Annotated in this window: 18 protein-coding genes; 14 read left to right on the forward strand and 4 right to left on the reverse strand. The window is 65.8% G+C overall.

From position 1 onward, the window contains the following. The first annotated feature begins 44 nt into the window (after positions 1–44). From rpiA to J6500_RS21815, 4 genes are all read left to right on the forward strand, one after another. Entirely contained in the window at positions 45–743 is a 699-nt protein-coding gene (rpiA, locus tag J6500_RS21800; RefSeq protein ID WP_225714749.1) for a ribose-5-phosphate isomerase RpiA, read from the forward strand. A 23-nt stretch (positions 744–766) separates the two neighbouring features. Next, entirely contained in the window at positions 767–1,303 is a 537-nt protein-coding gene (locus J6500_RS21805; RefSeq protein ID WP_225714750.1) for a DUF2059 domain-containing protein, read from the forward strand. Positions 1,304–1,479: 176 nt separating this feature from the next. Further along, complete coding sequence (gene gor, locus J6500_RS21810) at positions 1,480–2,865, forward strand: glutathione-disulfide reductase (RefSeq protein ID WP_225714751.1); 1,386 nt, start codon at positions 1,480–1,482, stop codon at positions 2,863–2,865. A 231-nt stretch (positions 2,866–3,096) separates the two neighbouring features. Then, positions 3,097–3,291, forward strand: a complete 195-nt coding sequence (locus J6500_RS21815) for a DUF2934 domain-containing protein (protein ID WP_225714752.1) — start codon at positions 3,097–3,099, stop codon at positions 3,289–3,291. A 362-nt stretch (positions 3,292–3,653) separates the two neighbouring features. Here J6500_RS21815 and J6500_RS21820 read toward each other — a convergent pair whose 3' ends face one another. Continuing rightward, positions 3,654–4,559: an alpha/beta hydrolase family protein gene (locus J6500_RS21820; RefSeq protein ID WP_225714753.1), complete on the reverse strand. Its 906-nt coding sequence runs from the start codon at positions 4,557–4,559 to the stop codon at positions 3,654–3,656. A 151-nt stretch (positions 4,560–4,710) separates the two neighbouring features. Here J6500_RS21820 and J6500_RS21825 point away from each other — a divergent pair, with 151 nt between their 5' ends. From J6500_RS21825 to J6500_RS21840, 4 genes are all read left to right on the forward strand, one after another. Further along, complete coding sequence (locus J6500_RS21825; RefSeq protein ID WP_225714754.1) at positions 4,711–6,099, forward strand: class II 3-deoxy-7-phosphoheptulonate synthase; 1,389 nt, start codon at positions 4,711–4,713, stop codon at positions 6,097–6,099. A 15-nt stretch (positions 6,100–6,114) separates the two neighbouring features. Continuing rightward, positions 6,115–6,468: a diacylglycerol kinase gene (locus tag J6500_RS21830; protein WP_225714755.1), complete on the forward strand. Its 354-nt coding sequence runs from the start codon at positions 6,115–6,117 to the stop codon at positions 6,466–6,468. Between the two features lie 30 nt (positions 6,469–6,498). After that, complete coding sequence (locus J6500_RS21835; RefSeq protein ID WP_225714756.1) at positions 6,499–7,644, forward strand: NAD(P)/FAD-dependent oxidoreductase; 1,146 nt, start codon at positions 6,499–6,501, stop codon at positions 7,642–7,644. Positions 7,645–7,740: 96 nt separating this feature from the next. Continuing rightward, the gene (locus J6500_RS21840; protein WP_225714757.1) at positions 7,741–9,492 is read left to right on the forward strand and encodes an NAD+ synthase; all 1,752 of its coding nucleotides are present in this window, start codon (positions 7,741–7,743) and stop codon (positions 9,490–9,492) included. A gap of 24 nt (positions 9,493–9,516) precedes the next feature. Here J6500_RS21840 and J6500_RS21845 read toward each other — a convergent pair whose 3' ends face one another. Together J6500_RS21845 and J6500_RS21850 are read right to left on the reverse strand one after the other, a co-directional pair. Continuing rightward, positions 9,517–10,698 (reverse strand): DUF2865 domain-containing protein, encoded by a 1,182-nt coding sequence (locus J6500_RS21845; RefSeq protein WP_225714758.1) that lies wholly within the window; start codon positions 10,696–10,698, stop codon positions 9,517–9,519. A 150-nt stretch (positions 10,699–10,848) separates the two neighbouring features. Continuing rightward, complete coding sequence (locus J6500_RS21850; protein WP_225714759.1) at positions 10,849–11,157, reverse strand: hypothetical protein; 309 nt, start codon at positions 11,155–11,157, stop codon at positions 10,849–10,851. Positions 11,158–11,455: 298 nt separating this feature from the next. On the opposite strand from J6500_RS21850, the gene cysS reads away from it, so the two are divergent. From cysS to J6500_RS21870, 4 genes are all read left to right on the forward strand, one after another. Then, positions 11,456–12,856 (forward strand): cysteine--tRNA ligase, encoded by a 1,401-nt coding sequence (gene cysS / locus J6500_RS21855; protein WP_225714760.1) that lies wholly within the window; start codon positions 11,456–11,458, stop codon positions 12,854–12,856. Beyond that, positions 12,853–13,365: a GNAT family N-acetyltransferase gene (locus J6500_RS21860; protein ID WP_225714761.1), complete on the forward strand. Its 513-nt coding sequence runs from the start codon at positions 12,853–12,855 to the stop codon at positions 13,363–13,365. Before cysS ends, J6500_RS21860 begins: the two co-directional genes overlap by 4 nt. After that, on the forward strand, positions 13,362–14,960 hold the full coding sequence (gene cimA, locus J6500_RS21865; RefSeq protein WP_225714762.1) for a citramalate synthase: 1,599 nt from the start codon (positions 13,362–13,364) through the stop codon (positions 14,958–14,960). Before J6500_RS21860 ends, cimA begins: the two co-directional genes overlap by 4 nt. A 105-nt stretch (positions 14,961–15,065) precedes the next feature. After that, positions 15,066–15,443: a VOC family protein gene (locus J6500_RS21870; protein ID WP_225714763.1), complete on the forward strand. Its 378-nt coding sequence runs from the start codon at positions 15,066–15,068 to the stop codon at positions 15,441–15,443. A 157-nt stretch (positions 15,444–15,600) separates the two neighbouring features. Here J6500_RS21870 and J6500_RS21875 read toward each other — a convergent pair whose 3' ends face one another. Then, positions 15,601–16,206: an LOG family protein gene (locus J6500_RS21875; protein ID WP_225714764.1), complete on the reverse strand. Its 606-nt coding sequence runs from the start codon at positions 16,204–16,206 to the stop codon at positions 15,601–15,603. A 213-nt stretch (positions 16,207–16,419) separates the two neighbouring features. Here J6500_RS21875 and J6500_RS21880 point away from each other — a divergent pair, with 213 nt between their 5' ends. Together J6500_RS21880 and J6500_RS21885 are read left to right on the forward strand one after the other, a co-directional pair. Next, the gene (locus J6500_RS21880) at positions 16,420–18,408 is read left to right on the forward strand and encodes an ABCB family ABC transporter ATP-binding protein/permease (RefSeq protein WP_225714765.1); all 1,989 of its coding nucleotides are present in this window, start codon (positions 16,420–16,422) and stop codon (positions 18,406–18,408) included. Between the two features lie 16 nt (positions 18,409–18,424). Then, a complete protein-coding gene (locus tag J6500_RS21885; RefSeq protein WP_312018233.1) occupies positions 18,425–19,162 on the forward strand; it encodes a phosphatidylserine decarboxylase in 738 nt (245 codons plus the stop codon). The last annotated feature ends 17 nt before the right edge of the window (positions 19,163–19,179 follow it).

A 19,179-nucleotide genomic window follows, 5' to 3' on the forward strand; every position in this document is an offset into this window, starting at 1 on the left:
GATCGCCGGTCCGGAGCGGCGCAAAACCGGGGCTTGGTCGGCACGTGAACATGGACGCATTGAAACGGAAGGCGGCGGAGCGCGCGCTCGAAGAGGTGCGTGACGGCATGAAGCTCGGGCTCGGCACCGGCTCCACCGCCAAGCATTTCGTCGAGTTGCTCGGCGAGAAGGTCAGGTCGGGCATGCAGGTGATCGGCGTGCCGACCTCGGAAGCCACCAAGGCGGATGCGATCCGCTGCGGCGTTCCGCTGACCACGCTCGACGAGGTCGACCGGCTCGATCTCACGATCGACGGCGCCGACGAGATCGATCCGGCGCTCAATCTGATCAAGGGCGGCGGCGGCGCGCTGCTGCGCGAGAAGATCGTCGCCGCCGCAAGTGATCGCATGATCGTGATCGCCGACGACAGCAAATGGGTCGATACGCTCGGCCGCTTCCCGCTGCCGGTCGAAGTGATTCCGTTCGGCCTCGGCGCAACGCAGGCCGCGATTGCGAAGGCGTTCGCGCAGGCCGGCGTCTCCGGCCAGATGGTCATCCGCAAGGGCAGGGACGGTCACGCTTTTGTCACCGATGGCGGCCACTGGATCGTCGATGCCCATCTGGGCCGGATCGGCGATCCGCCGCGTCTGGCCGGGTTGCTCAGCGTGATTCCGGGCGTGGTCGAACACGGCCTGTTCATCGGGCTGGCGAGCCGTGCCGTTCTGGCCGGCGCGCAGGGAATTCGGGTTGTTGAACGGCGATGACGCCGCAAGCAAGGAGACTTGGAATGAAGCGTTTCTCGGGACTTTTGTCGGTTGTGGCCGTGGCGGCTGGACTGGCGCTCGCGGCCGCACCGGCGATGGCGCAGCAGCCGCAACTGCCCCCCATGCCCAAGGTCAAGCAGTCGACCCCCGCGGCGATTGCGGCCGCCAAGGAAATCCTCGCGATGAAGAACGTGGCGGTGATGTATGCCGGCGCCGTACCGGGCATCATCGAGAAGACCAAGACCGGCCTGCTGCAGCAGAACCTGAACTACCAGAAGGACCTCAACGAGGTCGCGATCATCGTTGCCAAGCAGTTTGGCGGCAGCGAGAAGGAGATCGGCGAGGGCATGGCGCAGATCTACGCTTCCGAGTTCACCGAGAAGGAGCTGCAGGATTTGGTGGCGTTCTACAAGACGCCGCTCGGTGACAAGCTCCTGAAGGCCGAACCTGCGGCCATCAATGGCTCGCTGCAGTATATGCAGCAGTGGGCGCAGCAGTTCGGCGTGATCGTCAACGACCAGTTCAAGGCCGAGATGAAGAAGCGCGGCAAGGACATCTGAGCCCGCCTAGCCACCTCTCTCCCCGATTGCGGGGAGAGAGGTCGGATCGCATCATGGATGCGATCCGGGTGAGGGGGTACAGGTCTCAACGCCCGGTGCGCTCGCGGATAGAGCCCCTCACCCCGACCCTCTCCCCGTAAGAACGGGGCGAGGGGGAAGCGAGAAAAGAGGTTACCATGGCCGAGTATGATTTCGACTTGTTTGTCATCGGCGGCGGTTCGGGCGGGGTTCGTGCCGCGCGCATCGCGGCCGGCTATGGCGCCAGGGTCATGGTCGCCGAAGAGTACCGGATGGGCGGCACCTGCGTGATCCGCGGCTGCGTCCCGAAGAAGCTATTCGTGATCGGCAGCCACGTCCATCAGGAGATCGAGGATGCGGCGGGCTTCGGCTGGACCATCGGCGATGTCTCGTTCGACTGGGCGACGCTGGTTGCCAACAAGGACAAGGAGATCGCGCGGCTCGAGCGCGCCTACACCACCAATGTCGAGAAGTCCGGCGCCACGATCGTCAAGACCCGCGCGGTGCTGGAGGATGCCCATACTCTCCGGCTCGCCACCGGCGAGAAGGTCACGGCGAAATACATCCTGATCGCGACCGGCGGCGCGCCCAATCATGGCCCGGCCATTCCCGGCATCGAGCACGTCATCTCCTCCAACGAGGCGTTTCACCTGAAGGAACTGCCGCGGCGTATCGTGATCCAGGGCGGCGGCTACATCGCGCTGGAATTCGCCGGCATCTTCGCCGGCTACGGCTCCGACGTCACTGTGATCTATCGCGGCGACAACATCCTGCGCGGCTTCGATGAGGACGTGCGCAAGCATGTGCGCGCCGAAATGGAGAAGCACGGCATCACCATCATCACCGGCTGCACGGTCGCGAAGGTCGACAAGCACGGCAAGGAATTCACCACGCATCTGTCGAGCGGCTCCAGCATCGCCTCCGATCAGGTGATGTTCGCGATCGGCCGCCATCCCAACGTCGCCAATCTCGGCCTCGAGACCGCAGACGTTGCGATCAATCCAGCCAATGGCGGCATCCAGGTCGACGGCTGGTCGAAGACCTCGGTCGACAACATCTATGCGGTCGGCGACGTCACCCATCGCACCAATCTGACGCCGGTCGCGATCCGCGAGGGCCACGCCTTCGCCGACACCGTGTTCGGCAAACGTCCCGTGCAGGTCGATCACGCCACGATCCCGACCGCGGTGTTCTCGCAGCCGGAGGTCGGTACCGTCGGCCTGACCGAAGAAGAGGCGCGGGCGCAGTTCTCTCACGTCGACATCTACAAGACCGATTTCCGCCCGATCAAGGCGACGATGTCCGGCCGCGACACCCGCGTCTTGATGAAGCTCGTGGTCGACGGACTGAGCGACCGCGTGCTCGGCTGCCACGTCGTCGGCGACTGCGCCGCCGAGATCACCCAGGCGGTGGCGATCGCGGTCAAGATGAAGGCGACCAAGGCCGATTTCGACGCCACCATCGCGCTGCATCCGACCGCGTCCGAAGAACTGGTGACGATGCGCATGCCGACCGCGCGCCACGTGCGGCAGGCGGCGGAGTAGGGTTCACCGCCGCGCGATCCCCGCATTGTCCCGGCGCGATTGCGCACGGAGCCGCAACCCGTGACGATCCGTGATGCCTTGCATTCGCCGCCGGCGCCCACATCGCGTTACCGGCGCGCCGCTCCGGAAACCCCAGTCGTTGCAAGCGCCTGTTGCTTTTGGAACCTTGGGCTTGCCCGGAAGTTCGATCTGACAAAATACTTTGATATTCTCGGATTGAGGGAGCTGCCCATGCCAGGACCTACCGAGCAGGAAATCCGCACCCGCGCTTACGAGTTGTGGAAGGACGCCGGCGAACCGCCGGGCGCAATGGATCAGCTCTGGTATCAGGCCGAAAAGGAGCTGCTGGCGCGGAAGGCCAGCAACGGCAACGGCGAGGCGCCCTGCGACGTCAACGGGCATCGCAAGCCGCCCACCTATCAATAAGGGCCGCGCATTGTGTCGCGCCGGTGAGCTGACGAGCCTGGCGGGTTGGCCTGGTTTCTGAGGCACCATAAGCGACGCGATCGATCATTCACAAGAACTGTCGACATTCTCCGATCACTGGTCGCCCCGCACCGTCGCGCAATTGCGCAGCCACGTCCCCACCCACAACTGTCATCGCCCGGCCTGTGCGCAATTGCGCACATGGATCGGACGGTCCAGTACGCCGCGGCCCATCGGCTCAATCACGACTGCCTCTGGGATACTGGATCACCCGCTTTCGCGGGTGATGACTCCGTGTTGGCGGCAGGCGCAGTGAACCAATCTCGGTTTTCGCGGGAATGACGGTCGTCGAGAGCGTGCCGTCACCCCTCCATCTCGATCCATTCCGCAGCACCGCGCCATAGCGTGTCGCGGTGCTCGCTGCGGAAGAAGCCCATATGACCGATCGTTTTTGCGCCGGCATCTGCGGGGCGGATCGAGAGGATTTCAGGTGTCACGGACGTGAACGCCGAGCACAGCAGTTCGACCGCCGGGCGAGTTGCCCAGGTGTCGTCGGTCATCACCAGCGCGCGAAGCTTGCCGCGAAATTTCGGAAAGTTTTCGCGCGCGGCCAATGCTGGATCATCCAGCAGATAACGCTCGCGCAACACCCAGCGCGTCCATTGCTCGAACACGCCCTTCGGCAGATCCACGCCGAGGCCGGCCCAGGCGGGCATGTAGCCGAGCAGGCGGGTCAGCGGCAGGCCGACGCCGTTCATGAAGGCTACGACGCGGTAGCGCTCCGGCGAGGCCATCAGCTTCCAATGGGCGGCCTGCGAGGCGACCAGCAGGGCGCGGGGGATTTCCGCATTGTTGGCGATCAGGCCGAGCGCCTGGCCGCCGAAGGAATGGCCGACATAGGTGAACGGCAGGTCGCGGTAGCGCTCGCGCATCCAGCGTACCGCGGCGGTGACGTCGAGCGCGGCCCAGTCGGCCATATCGGCCTTGAAGCCAGCCAACGATCTTGCCTTCGGCCTGGAATCACCGGTGCCGCGGTAGTCGTAGGTCAGCACCGCCGCGCCGCGGCGGGCGAGATAGCCGGCAAAGCCGCGATAGACCTTGCGCGGAACGGCGGTGGCCGAGTTGATCAGGACGGCGCGGCGCTTGGCGCCGCGGGGCAGGAACAGGGTCGCGCCGAGCTTGTAGCCGTCGACCGCGGGCACCACGATATCGTCGCTAAAAACGTCGTCCAGCGCGGCCCCGGCCACGGCATTTCCCCCTTCAATCATGCTATGCTCTACCAAATGCGAATTCGCATTTTCCTGCAAGAGATTGACGCAATTGCAGGAATCCTTCTAGCCGGAGAGAGGGAGGCTGTGTATAACGCGGGCCTTTCCTTGCCCCCGATTAAGTTGCGGTTGTTGCTCAGGAGTTGACCTCATGTCCGAGCGGTGGACACCCGATAGCTGGCGCGCCAAGAAGGTGCTGCAGGTCCCCGACTATTCCGATCCCAAGGCATTGGCCGATGTCGAGGCCCAGCTCGCGACCTTTCCGCCGCTGGTGTTCGCCGGCGAGGCACGCAACCTGAAGAAGGCGCTGGCGCGGGTCGCCGCGGGCGAGGCCTTCTTGCTGCAAGGCGGCGACTGCGCCGAGAGCTTTGCCGAGCACGGCGCCAACAACATCCGCGATTTCTTCCGCGTGCTGCTGCAGATGGCGGTTGTCCTGACCTATGCCGGCGCGCTGCCGGTGGTGAAGGTTGGCCGCATCGCAGGACAATTCGCAAAACCGCGCTCGTCGCCGACCGAGAAGCAGGGCAGCGTCGAGCTGCCGAGCTATCGCGGCGACATCGTCAACGACATCGCCTTCACGCCGGAAGCGCGCATCCCCGATCCGCAGCGCCAGCTGATGGCCTATCGCCAGTCCGCGGCGACGCTGAACCTGCTGCGCGCCTTCGCCACCGGCGGCTTCGCCAATCTCGGCAGCGTGCATCAGTGGATGCTCGGCTTCCTCAAGGACTCGCCGCAGTCCCGCCGCTACAAGGAACTGGCCGACCGCATCTCCGATGCGCTGAACTTCATGCGCGCCTGTGGCCTCGACCTCGAAAGCCATCCCGAGCTGCGCGCCACCGATTTCTACACCAGCCATGAGGCGCTCCTGCTCGGCTACGAGCAGGCGATGACGCGGGTCGATTCCACCACCGGCGACTGGTACGCGACATCAGGCCACATGATCTGGATCGGTGACCGCACACGTCAGCTCGACCACGGCCATGTCGAATATTTCCGCGGCATCAAGAATCCGATCGGCCTGAAATGCGGCCCGTCGCTGAAGCCGGACGAGCTATTGAAGCTGATCGACGTGCTGAGCCCCGACAACGAGCCGGGCCGGCTGACGCTGATCACCCGCTTCGGCGCCGACAAGGTCGGCGACCATCTGCCTGGCATGATCCGCGCCGTGCAGCGGGAAGGCCGCAGTGTGGTGTGGTCGTGCGATCCGATGCACGGCAACACCATCACCTCGACCTCGGGCTACAAGACGCGGCCATTCGACCGCGTGCTCTCGGAGGTGAAGTCGTTCTTCGCGGTCCATGCCGCCGAGGGCACCCATGCCGGCGGCGTACATCTGGAGATGACCGGGCAGGACGTCACCGAATGCATCGGCGGTGCCCGCGCCATCACCGACGAAGACCTCAACGACCGCTATCACACGGTCTGCGACCCGCGCCTCAACGCCGAACAGTCGATCGACATGGCCTTCCTGATCGCCGAGCTGCTCAAGCAGGAGCGCGCGGGCAAGGCCAAACCGATGCCGGCCGTTGCGGGGTTCTGATTTGGGGGCCGTGCCTTGCTGAGACTGTGGCGGGCGACGATCAACTCGCGCAACGGGCTGGCGTTCGCTTTCCGCTCGGAGCAGGCAATCCGCGAGGAGATCGTGGCGCTGGTGCTCGCCGTGCCGCTGGCCTGGCTGGTCGGCGCCACCGTGATGCGCCGCGTCGAACTGTTCGCGACCGTTGTGCTGGTGCTGGTGGTCGAGCTGCTCAACACCGCGATCGAGAAGCTCGCCGATCGCCTCACGATGGATCACGACCCGCAGATCGGCCGGGTCAAGGACATGGGCTCGGCGGCAGTCGGCGTTGCGCTGCTGATGGCCGGGCTGTTCTGGCTGTTCGCGCTCGCCGAACGCATGGGTTTGTTCTGACCCCCGGACAAGCCAAGCGCAGGAGCGACCATGAGCGCCAATAGAGCGACCAGGCTTGCGGTGATCGGACGTGGTCTGATCGGCTCGGCAGCCGCGCGGCACCTGAGCAAGATGGGCCATGACGTCGCGCTGATCGGCCCCAATGAGCCGGCAGACTTCTCGCGGCACAACGGCGTGTTCGGCAGCCACTACGATGAGGGCCGCATCACGCGGACCTTCGATCCGGGGCCGTTCTGGCGGCAGGCGAACCGCGCCGCGATTTCGCGCTACGGCGACATCACTTCGGAGAGCGGCGTGGAATTCTACCGGGAAGCCGGGACACTGCACGTCGGCTCCGGCGAAAGCCGCGACGTCACGTCGGTCGGCAAGATCTGCGCCGAAGAAGACATCCATGCCGAAGCCTATCAAGATGCGGCGCTCGCGGAGCGGTTTCCATATCTCGGATCGGCAGTGGGAAACCTCGGCTATTTCGAGCCGCGCAATGCCGGATATATTTCACCGCGCCGCCTGGTCCGGGCACAGACCATCGCCGCGGAGCGCGCCGGGGCAAAGATGATCGATGAACCTGCGCTTGGGATCGCGGAAAGCCGCTCCGGCGTGACGGTCCGGACCAGATCGGGCACGGTCGAGGCCGAACGGGTGCTCGTCGCGGCCGGCGGACATACCCAATCACTGCTCGGCCGCTCCCTGGGGCACACGGTCTATGCGCGCACCGTGGCGCTGTTCCGGCTCGGTGCGGCGGAGGTTCAACGCCTGGCCGGAATGCCGTCGATGCGCTGCATCGGACCCAAAGGGCAGAATCCCTATATCCTGCCGCCGATCGTCTATCCGGACGGCCACACCTGGCTAAAGCTCGGCGGTGATCCGGTCGACATTGCGCTCGACGGCGATGCGGATATCAAGGACTGGTTCAAATCGGGCGGATCGACTGAGGTTGCCGACCGGCTCCAGACGCAGATCCTCGAGCGCATCCGTGACCTCAAATTCGAAGAGCGCCGAATCGTGCCCTGCATGACGACGTTCGGCGACACCGGCCTGCCCAGCATCGGACCGCTGTCGGAGCGCGTCGCGGTTGCAACCGGCTGCTACGGCAAGAGCGCAAAATGTTCGGACGAATTGGGCCGGCTCGGCGGCATGGCGTTGCTCGGTGAGGTGAGGGCGGAGCTCGCCCCCTGAGCGGGCCCGCCAGCGACGATCACAGTGCGATTTCTGCAATCACACCATGACCGGAAGCGGATTGAAGTTTGCTCTTGCGAGGGACAACATAACAGTATGAGCGAACAACAGATCAAGATCACCCTGGCGCAACTCAATCCGACCGTCGGCGACGTCACCGGCAACGCCGCGATGGCGCGCGCCGCGCGCGACAAGGCCAAGGGCGACGGCGCCGATCTCGTGGTGCTCCCGGAACTGTTCATCGCCGGCTATCCGCCGGAGGACCTGGTGCTGAAGCCGGCGTTCCAGTCGGCCTGCCGCGCCGAGATCGAGCAGCTGGCGCGGGAGACCGCCGATGGCGGCCCGGCGATGCTGATCGGCACGCCCTGGGTCGAGGACGACAAGCTCTACAATGCCTGCGCGCTGCTCGACGGCGGCCGCATCGCCGCCCTGCGCTTCAAGGCCAATCTGCCGAATTACGGCGTGTTCGACGAGAAGCGCCTGTTCGCGCGCGGGCCAGCGCCCGGGCCGGTGACGGTGCGCGGCGTGCGCATCGGCGTGCCGATCTGCGAGGACATCTGGCTGGAAGAGTCCGAGGAATACGAGAACGTCGTCGAATGTCTCGCGGAGACCGGCGCTGAGATCCTGGTGGTGCCGAACGGCTCCCCCTATGCGCGCGACAAGGCCGATCTGCGGCTGTCGATCGTGGTGGCGCGCGTCACCGAGAGCGGGCTGCCGCTCGCCTATCTCAATGAGGTCGGCGGCCAGGACGAATTGATCTTCGACGGTGCCTCGTTCGTGCTCAATGCCGATCTCTCCGTCGCGGCACAGCTGCCGGCGTTCGAGGAGAACATCACGACGCTGGTCTGGCGCAAGACGGCAGACGGCTGGCGCTGCAACGGACCGGTCACGCCGCAGCTCGAGGGCGACAAGGCCGACTACGCAGCCTGCGTGCTCGGCCTGCGCGACTATGTCCGCAAGAACGGCTTTCCCGGCGTGCTGCTCGGCATCTCCGGCGGCATCGACTCGGCGCTGTGCGCGGCGATCGCGGTCGATGCGCTCGGCGCCGACAGGGTGCGCGGCGTCATGCTGCCGTTCCGCTACACGGCGCAGGTCTCGCTCGACGATGCGGCAAGACTCGCGGCCGCGCTCGGCATCCGCTACGAGGTGCTGCCGATCGCCGACGCCGTGAACGGGTTCGAGACGATCCTCGCGCCGGTGTTCGCGGGTCTCGAGCGCGACATCACCGAGGAGAATTTGCAGGCACGCGCCCGCGGCACCCTGCTGATGGCGATCTCCAACAAGACCGGCGCGATGGTGGTGACCACCGGCAACAAGTCGGAAATGTCGGTCGGCTACGCCACGCTCTACGGCGATATGAACGGCGGCTTCAACCCGATCAAGGACATCTACAAGACCGAGGTGTTCCGCCTGTCGAGCCTGCGCAATTCCTGGAAGCCGGACGGCGCGCTCGGTCCTTCGGGCGAGGTGATCCCGGTCAACATCATCACGCGGCCGCCGACCGCCGAGTTGCGCGAGAACCAGACCGACCAGGATTCGCTGCCGCCCTACGATATATTGGACGGGATCCTCGAGCGTCTGGTCGAGCGCGAGGAGCCGCTCGCCGACATCATCGCGGCCGGCTTCGACCGCGACGTCGTGACCCGCATCGACCGCCTGCTCAATATCGCCGAATACAAGCGCCGGCAGGCCGCGCCGGGCGTCAAGGTCACGCGCAAGAACTTTGGCCGCGATCGCCGCTATCCCATCACCAACCGCTTCCGCGATTTCGGCAAGGCCCTGCCGGCGCCGGACGAGCAATTGGTGACGCGCGGCAGCCGCGCGTCGGTGGAAGCGTTCGAGGGTTGAAGCGGAGTCCCGTTGCCGGACGGCTCAGTTCTTCGGCGGAATGAAGGTCGGGCCGACGGTGCGGATCCCGTCGCCGCGGGGGGCCGCCGCCGCTGCCGGCGGTGTCGCATCGGCCGCGGCTGGTGGCTGTTGCGTTGCGGCGGCCGCGCCTTTCTTGCCGGCGACCGGCTTGGCTGACTGTTGCTGCTGCGCCCGCTGCTGCATCTTCCGCGCGCTTTCCTCGGTGACGATGATGTCGCCCTGCTGCTCGACCGAGGCCTTGTCGTCCACCGCCTTCAGCGCCTCGGCCCAGCTCTGGCCGGCCGGCTTGCAGGAGCACGAGGGATTGAACTCGGTGCGGTATTTGAATGCGTTCGGCAGCGAGGTGTAGCTCTGGCCGCCGATCGACACCGCCTGGTTGATGTCTTCGCCGGGGTTGCGGTAGGTGAACAGGCTGGCCTCGGCGGCCGGGCATTGCGCCTTGCAGACCTGCTCGTCGGCGGCGAAACGTGCCTGCGACGTCGCGAACGAGATCGGGAAGTAGGCACCGTCGCAGGTGCGGACGCAGACCGTGCGGAAGGTGCCCGACGGCGCGCCATATTCGGCGCTCGGCGGGGGCAGCTGCTGATCGGGACTAGCACCGCCACCGCCGCCGAACAGGTTTTCCAGGAAATTGCCCGAGCCCCGTCCGGCAGCCGCTGCGTATTGCGGGCCGCAATTGTTCTGCGCCAGCGCAGATAGCACCGAGCGGCGCTGGCTCTCGCGGTCGGCGCCGCCGAGCCCGCCGGAACGCAGCCGCTCCAGGTTCTGGGTCATCTGGTCAAGATTGGCGCGCATTTGCTGGATCTGGTTGTTGACCGGACCGCACTGCGCCGAATTGTTGTTGAACAGCGAGAAGAAGCCGGAACTGTCGCAGCCCATCCGGCGCGCCTGCGCGGTCACCCGGTCGAGTTCGGCCTGCTGCCTGGAGGCCGCGTCCTGGTAGCGGCGAATTTGCTCGTCCCGGGCCGGATCGCCGCTGCCGCCGCCGCGGTCGATCATCGCCAATTGTCCCTCGAGCCGGCTGCACATCGGATTGGGCTGCACCTGCTGCGGCGGCTGGTCGGGCGGGCCCGGCGGGTTCATCTGCTGCTGCGCGAGCGCGCTCGAGCCGGGCAGTGCGATGCCGACGAGCAGGGCGCAGGTCAAAAGCCAGTGGTGGCGACGAAGATAGGGAGTTTCGGGCATATCCAGCCATTCAAACGACGCCGCGCGGCGATCAACGCCGAAGTGCGCAGCCGAGGCCGCCTGCAATAGCCTTTTCTCGGGGCAGCGTCACGTCGTTTCCGGGGCGCCGATGTGGCAAAAGGCCCGGTCCGACAGTCGCTTGGCGTGGTTTCAGCGCTGGCAGGTGATCGCGACGTACTCACCGCAGCCGTGGCCGCCGCATTTGTTGCTTCCACCCTGCGGAACCGCTCCGGTGATCTCGTCGGGATCAACACGGCCGTACTTCGTGGCCTGCGCAAAATCGCGCGACTGGCAGTAGGCGCGGGCGGCCGAGGCGCCGCATCGCTCGCCGCGCGCCAGGCACTGGTCGATGCCGTAGCCGTCGGCCTGGTTGGCGACGATGAAGACTCGGCTGTCGGCGAGGGCGGCGGCCGGGGCGAGGAGGAATGCGCAGGCAATCAATGCTGAAATGGACCGCATGGGTGCACCGGTGAAAAAGGCGAGGAGACCGCCGCCACCCCCGATACGCCCAAATGCTTAATAATGATTAACCATGAAGGCCTTGGAACGCTTTTCGCTGGCTTGCGGTTGCAACAGGCCTGAAAGCAGCCCCTTGACGGCATTAAGGGGCCATGAGACATGGTGGAACCATGAACGGCCACCTCGCCATCTGCAGCATTTGCCGCGAGATTATGAGCTAGCGATTCGCTGGCTGAGGCCGTCTTTTCTCAATCGCCCTGAGAATCACTGGACGCCCGGCCGCAAGGGACGGTGATCCATGGAATTGCGTCTTTACGATACGTTGACCCGGGAGAAGCGGCCATTCATGCCGCTCGATGCCAACAACGTCCGCATGTATGCCTGCGGACCGACGGTCTATGACTTCGCCCATATCGGCAACGGCCGCGCCGCCATCGTGTTCGACGTGCTGTTCCGCGTGCTGCGTCATCGCTACGGCGCAGAGCACGTCACCTACGTCCGCAACATCACCGACGTCGACGACAAGATCAACGAGCGCGCCGCGCGGGACTATCCCGGCGTGCCGCTCAACGAGGCGATCCGCAAGGTCACGGAGCTGACCTACCAGCAGTACCAGGACGACGTCACCGCGCTGGGCTGCTTGCCGCCCACGGTACAGCCGCGCGCCACCGAGCACATCCCGGAGATGCGCGCGATCATCGAGAAGCTGATCGCCGGCGGCTTCGCCTATGTCGCCGAAGACCACGTGCTGTTCTCGCCGCAGGCGATGAACGCCGCCAACTCAGTGCTGCCGCGTTACGGCGCGCTGTCGAAGCGCTCGCTCGACGAGATGATCGCCGGCGCCCGCGTCGACGTCGCGCCCTACAAGCGCGACAATACCGACTTCGTGCTGTGGAAGCCGGCCAAGCCGGGCGAGCCGTCATGGCCGTCGCCTGCCGGCATCACGGTGGAGGGTCGGCCGGGCTGGCACATCGAGTGCTCGGCGATGGCCTGGAAGCATCTCGGCGAAAAGTTCGACATCCATGGCGGCGGCATCGACCTCGTGTTCCCGCATCATGAGAACGAACTCGCACAGAGCTGCTGCGCGTTCCATTCCGACCGCATGGCCAATGTCTGGATGCACAACGGCTTTCTTCAGCTCGAGAGCGAGAAGATGTCGAAGAGTCTCGGCAACTTCTTCACGATCCGCGATCTCTTGGCCGAGTGGCCGGGTGAGGTGCTGCGGCTCGCGATGCTGAAGACGCATTATCGCTCGCCGCTCGACTGGACGCGCAAGGCGGCGGAAGAGGCCGCCCGGACGCTCGACGACTGGTATGAGGTCGCAGGCGACGCCGAACCTGGTCTGCCGTCGCCGGCGATGGTCGAGGCGCTGTATGACGACCTCAACACCGCGCAGGCGATGGCCGTGCTGCACGGGCTGCGATCTGCCGCCGCGAGCAGCGAGCAGAGTCGCAAGGAACTGGCCGGCTCGCTCCGGCTGCTCGGCTTCCTGTCGGAGAGCGCCGATGCGTGGAAGAGCCGCAAGCAGCAGGCGAGCGGTATCGATGCCGCTGCCGTCGAAGCCTTGATCGCCGAGCGCACCGCGGCGCGGGCGCGCAAGGACTTCAAGGAGTCCGATCGCATCCGCGATCAGCTCGCCGCGATGGGCGTGGTGATCAAGGACTCCAAGGAAGGCACCACCTGGGAGGTTGCGCGATGAGCCGTTCCGCTCCCGCATTGCGTCCATATCTGCCAGACGATGCGCCGCTGCTGGCGGCGATCTTTGCGGCGTCGATCACGGACCTGACCGGCGATGACTACAGCGAGGCGCAGCAGGAAGCCTGGGCGATGGCCGCCGAGGACGAGGCCGCCTTCGGCAAGAAGCTCGCCGGCCAGCTCACGCTGATCGCCTCGCTGCAGGGCGCGCCGGTCGGTTTCGCCTCGCTGAAAGGCACTGACTACATAGACATGCTCTACGTGCATCCGAGCGTGGTGGGGCAGGGCGTCGGCGCCGCGCTGTGCGAGGCGCTGGAGAAGATTGCGGGCAGCCGCGGCGCCAAGCTGCTCAAGGTCGATGCCAGCGACACCGCGCTGGATTTCTTCCGCAAGCGCGGCTACGTCGCGCAGCAGCGCAATTCGGTCACCATCAACGGCGAATGGCTCGCCAACACGACGATGCAGAAGACGCTCGACGGCGCGGCGCCTTCACCTCCGGGAGGCCACGCATGAGCCGCGAACGCCTCTATCTGTTCGATACCACGCTGCGCGACGGCGCGCAGACCAACGGCGTCGACTTCACGCTGCAGGACAAGCAGGTGATCGCGAAGATGCTCGACGAACTCGGCATCGACTATGTCGAGGGCGGCTATCCCGGCGCCAACCCGACCGACAGCGAGTTCTTCAGCAGGAAGCCCGATTTCAATCACGCGCGCTTCACCGCGTTCGGCATGACGCGGCGGCCGGGCCGCTCGGCCGCGAACGATCCCGGTCTCGCCGGCATCCTGGAGGCCAAGGCGGATGCGATCTGCTTCGTGGCAAAATCCTCGGCCTACCAGGTCCGCGTCGCGCTGGAGACCACCAACGAGGAAAATCTCGCCTCGATCCGCGACAGCGTCGCGGCGGCAAAGGCGCTCGGCCGCGAGGTGATGGTCGATTGCGAGCATTTCTTCGACGGTTACAAGGAGAATCGCGACTTTGCGCTGGCCTGCGCCACAGCGGCGTACGAGTCCGGCGCGCGCTGGGTGGTGCTGTGCGACACCAATGGCGGCACCATGCCGCATGAGGTCGAGACCATCGTCGCCGACGTCATCAAGCATGTGCCGGGTGCCAATCTCGGCATCCACGCCCATAACGATACCGAGCAGGCGGTGGCCAATTCGCTCGCCGCGGTGCGTGCCGGCGCGCGGCAGATCCAGGGCACGTTGAATGGCCTCGGCGAGCGCTGCGGCAATGCCAATCTGTGCTCGCTGATCCCGACGTTGCGGCTGAAGACCGAGTTTTCCGAGAAGTTCGAGATCGGCGTCACCGCGGAGAAGATGGCGACGCTGATGCAGGTGTCGCGCACGCTCGACGACATGCTGAACCGCGCGCCCAACCGCCATGCGGCGTATGTCGGCGAGAGCGCCTTCGTCACCAAGACCGGCATCCATGCCTCCGCGGTGCTGAAGGATCCGCAGACCTATGAGCATGTCTCGCCCGATGCCGTCGGCAATCACCGCAAGGTGCTGGTCTCCGACCAGGCCGGCCGCTCCAATGTGATGGCCGAGCTCGACCGTGCCGGCATCGCCTACGACAAGAACGATCCGCGGCTGACCCGCCTGGTCGAGGAACTGAAGGAGCGCGAGGCGGCCGGCTTTGCCTATGAGTCGGCCAACGCCTCGTTCGAGCTGCTGGCGCGGCGCACGCTCGGCAAGGTGCCGGAATATTTCAAGGTCGAGCAGTTCGACGTCAATGTCGAGCAGCGCTACAACGCCAACGGCCAGCGCGTCACCGTCGCGCTTGCCGTGGTCAAGGTCGACGTCGCCGGCGAGCGGCTGATCTCGGCCGCCGAGGGCAACGGGCCGGTCAACGCGCTCGACGTCGCGCTGCGCAAGGACCTCGGCAAGTACCAGAAGTACATCGACGGGCTGAAGCTGATCGATTACCGCGTGCGTATCCTCAACGGCGGTTCGGAGGCGGTCACCCGCGTCCTGATCGAGAGCGAGGACGAGACCGAAGAGAGCTGGATCACGGTCGGCGTCTCGCCGAATATCATCGACGCCTCGTTCCAGGCGCTGATGGATTCTTTGGTCTACAAGCTCGTGAAATCGGGCGCGCCGGTGTGAAGACGTAGCCCGGATGAGCGAAGCGATATCCGGGGCTGCCTTGACCGCTTTCCCGGATGTCGCTGCGCTCATCCGGGCTACGGTTTTGGCAGGAGGAGGGAGCTCATGATCGACCATGTTTCCGTCGGCGTCCGCGATCTCGACCGCGCGGCGCGGTTCTATGAGCCCACGCTGGCAGCGCTCGGCCTTGCTCGCCTCGTCACCCGGCCGGCGACAATCGGCTTCGGCAAGGCCTATCCGGAATTCTGGATCAATCTGCGCGCCGCGATGGCAGCGGTGCCGCATGCAAGCGGCACGCACATCTGCCTGCGTGCGAAAACCACCGCCGAGGTCGATGCCTTCCATGCCGCAGCGCTCGCCTCCGGCGGCAGCTCCGACGGCGCTCCCGGCCTCCGCCCGCACGACCGCGTGCGCTACTACGCGGCCTTCGTGCTGGACCCCGACGGCAACCGCATCGAGGCCGTGACGTTTCCGAGCGAGTGAGTTTCTTACACAGTCCCCCAGTGATCCGTCATCCTGAGGTGCGAGCCTCTTCGGCGAGCCTCGAACGATCGACGGCCACCAGCCGGGCCGAGCATCCTTCGAGGCTCGCAAGCGCTCGCACCTCAGGATGACGGGGATAGGTTGGTCGCCTAATCCTTCACAGCCGCCGCGCCACTTCCGGCGCGAGCTCCTTGGCAGCTTCGGGCGTCCGCGCGACTGCCGAGCGCAGCCGCGGCAGGATGTCATCGACGCGGTCCGCCATCAGCACGTTGACGTCGAGGGTCGCGCGGATGAAGGCGGTGGCGCGCATATGGTTCAGCAGCGCCAGCAGCGGCTCCCAGAAATTGTCGATGTTGGCGAGCAGGATCGGCTTGTGGTGACGACCGAGCTGCTGCCAGGTCAATTGCTCGACCAGTTCCTCCAGCGTGCCGACGCCGCCGGGCAGCGCCACGAACGCATCGGAGCGCTCGAACATCAGCCGCTTGCGCTCGTGCATGTCGGGCGTGATGATCATCTCCTGGATCGAGGTCAGCGCGTTCTCGCGCGCCCGCAGGAATTCCGGGATGATGCCGGTGACGGAGCCGCCGTGCTCCAGTGTGGATTTCGCGACGGCGCCCATCAGGCCGATCGAGCCGCCGCCATAGACCAGGCGGACGTTGTTCTCCGCAAAGCTCTTGCCGAGCGCGATGGCAGCCTCAACAAAGCGTGGATTGTTCCCGGGGCCGGAGCCGCAATAGACACAGACAGTCTTGATTTGGTTCATATGATCCTTGTGGCACTGCAGCGTAAATAGGGTCAAGCCTTGCATATGGGGATTGAGGGGCAAAAAATCCCGCAAATTCCCGCGAATCGCGAACAAATTTCATCACAAACCTGTACGTCGCATTCAAACGATCTATATGACCGGCACAATGGCAAATGATGGAAAAGATGTGACGGCCGGCCCGTGTGCCGTCACGGTGCGGGCGGGCTGCTGATGGCGCCGCCCCAGCCCCGGGTGCCCGCGGTCGAGCCGCCCGCTGCCGTGCCGTCTGCCGCCGAGAAGGCGACGCTGATCGGCACGCTGGTTCACCTCTGGCCGTACATCTGGCCGGGCGATCGCGCCGATCTGAAGATGCGGGTGGTCTGGTCGGTGGTGCTGCTGCTGTTCGCCAAGCTCGCGACGCTGTCGGTGCCGTTCACCTTCAAATGGGCGATCGACGCGCTGAACGGCGTCGGCTCGGCGCCGGTCGCGCCGTCGAACTGGATGGTCTGGCTGATCGCCTCGCCGGTGCTGATGACGATCAGCTACGGCGCGGTGCGCATCATCATGGCGGTGCTGACGCAGTGGCGCGACGGCATCTTCGCCCGTGTCGCGATGCACGCGGTGCGGCGGCTCGCCTACATCACCTTCGTGCACATGCATGAATTGTCGCTGCGCTTCCATCTCGAGCGCAAGACCGGCGGCCTGACCCGCGTGCTGGAGCGCGGCCGCACCGGCATCGAGACCATCGTGCGGATGGTGATCCTGCAACTGATCCCGACCATCGTCGAGGTCGCACTGCTCTCGGCCGTGCTGCTGTGGCAGTTCGACTGGCGCTACGTGCTGGCGGTGCTGCTCACGGTCGTCGTGTTCATGTACTTCACCTACATCGCGACCGAGTGGCGGATCGAGATCCGCCGCAGGATGAACGATTCCGACACCGAGGCGAACACCAAGGCGATCGACTCGCTGCTCAACTACGAGACGGTGAAATATTTCGGCGCCGAGGAACGCGAGGCCAGGCGCTACGACCGCTCGATGGAGCGCTACGAGCAGGCCAGCGTGAAGACCTATACCTCGCTCGCCGTGCTCAACACCGGGCAGGCGGTGATCTTCACCGCAGGCCTCACCGCAACCATGGTGATGTGTGCATTCGGCATCCGCAACGGCACCCACACGGTCGGCGATTTCGTGCTGATCAACTCGATGATGATCCAGCTGTACCAGCCGCTGAATTTCATGGGCATGGTCTATCGTGAGATCAAGCAGGCGATCATCGACATCGAAAAGATGTTCGAGGTGCTGGCGCGCGATCCCGAAGTGAAGGACATTCCGGGCGCCAAGCCGCTTGAGGTGTCGTCAGGCACCATCCGCTTCGAGGATGTCCGCTTTGCCTATGAGGCTGACAGGCCGATCCTCAAGGGCCTCAGCTTCGAGGTGCCGGCCGGCAAGACGGTTGCGATCGTCGGCCCGTCCGGCGCTGGCAAGTCGACCATCTCGCGGCTGCTGTTCCGCCTCTATGACGTCTCCGGCGGCCGCATCCTGATCGACGGGCAGGACATCAGGAGTGTGACGCAGACCTCGCTGCGCGCGGCGATCGGCATGGTGCCGCAGGACACCGTGCTGTTCAACGACACCATCCGCTACAACATCCGCTACGGCCGCTGGGGCGCCAGCGACGAGGAGGTGGAGGAGGCGGCACGGCTGGCGCAGATCGACGGCTTTATCCGGATGTCGCCGCAGGGTTACGAGACCCCGGTCGGCGAGCGCGGCCTGAAACTCTCGGGCGGCGAGAAGCAGCGCGTCGCGATTGCGCGCACGGTGCTGAAAGCGCCGCCGATCCTGGTGCTCGACGAGGCGACCTCGGCGCTCGACAGCCACACCGAGCACGAGATCCAGGGCGCGCTGGAGCGGGTCTCGCGCAACCGCACCTCGCTGGTGATCGCGCACCGGCTCTCGACCATCGTCGGCGCCGACGAGATCATCGTGCTGGATCAGGGCCGGATCGCCGAGCGCGGCACCCATGCGCGGCTTTTGGCCGCCGATGGCCTCTATGCCAGCATGTGGAACCGGCAGCGCGAAGCCGAGGCCGCCCGCGAAAAGCTCGCCCAGGTCGACGACAAGGGCCAGACGCCGAACCGCCTGCCGCCGGCAGTCGCCGAACCGCCGGAGGAATCCGCTCCGGTTACGGGCGACAGACCCTTGCCGACCGCCGCGGAATAGTCGATTTAGGGCGCCGATCCTCCGCCCGCGGGGCGGGACAGCACAGCGAGACCAGATGTCGATCGCCAATTCCATCCGGGCGCAGATCCCGCCGATCCACCCGGAGGGCTATCCCTTCATCGGCGGCTTCGCGCTGGCGAGCCTGATCCTGTTCTGGATCTGGACCCCGCTGGGCTGGTTCGGCACCGTGCTCACCATCTGGTGCGCGCTGTTCTTCCGCGATCCCGTGCGGGTGACGCCGGTGCGCGACGGCATCGTGGTGTCGCCGGCCGATGGCCGCGTTTCCATGGTGGTGCAGGCGCTGCCGCCGGCCGAGCTCGGCCTCGGCGACCGGCCGCTGCCGCGGGTCTCGATCTTCATGAGCGTGTTCAACTGCCACGTGAACCGCGCCCCGGTTGCCGGCCGCATCGACCGCATCGCCTACCGGCCGGGCGCCTTCATCAACGCCGAGCTCGACAAGGCGAGCGAGGACAATGAGCGCAACTCGCTGGTGATCTCGACCGCGAACGGCCGCATCGGCGTGGTCCAGATCGCAGGCTTGGTGGCGCGGCGCATCGTCTGCTTCGTCAAGGAGGGGCAGTCGATCGGTGCCGGCGAGCGCTTCGGCCTGATCCGCTTCGGCTCGCGGCTCGACGTCTATCTGCCCGAGGGCACCAAGGCGCTGGTCTCCGAAGGCCAGACCGCGATCGCCGGCGAGACGATTTTGGCGGATTTCCGCGAGACCGATCCCGGCCGCACGTTCCGCGCCGATTAACTCTGTTTCGGCAGCCC

The organism is Bradyrhizobium semiaridum (genome assembly GCF_020329505.1).
Lineage (GTDB): Bacteria > Pseudomonadota > Alphaproteobacteria > Rhizobiales > Xanthobacteraceae > Bradyrhizobium > Bradyrhizobium semiaridum.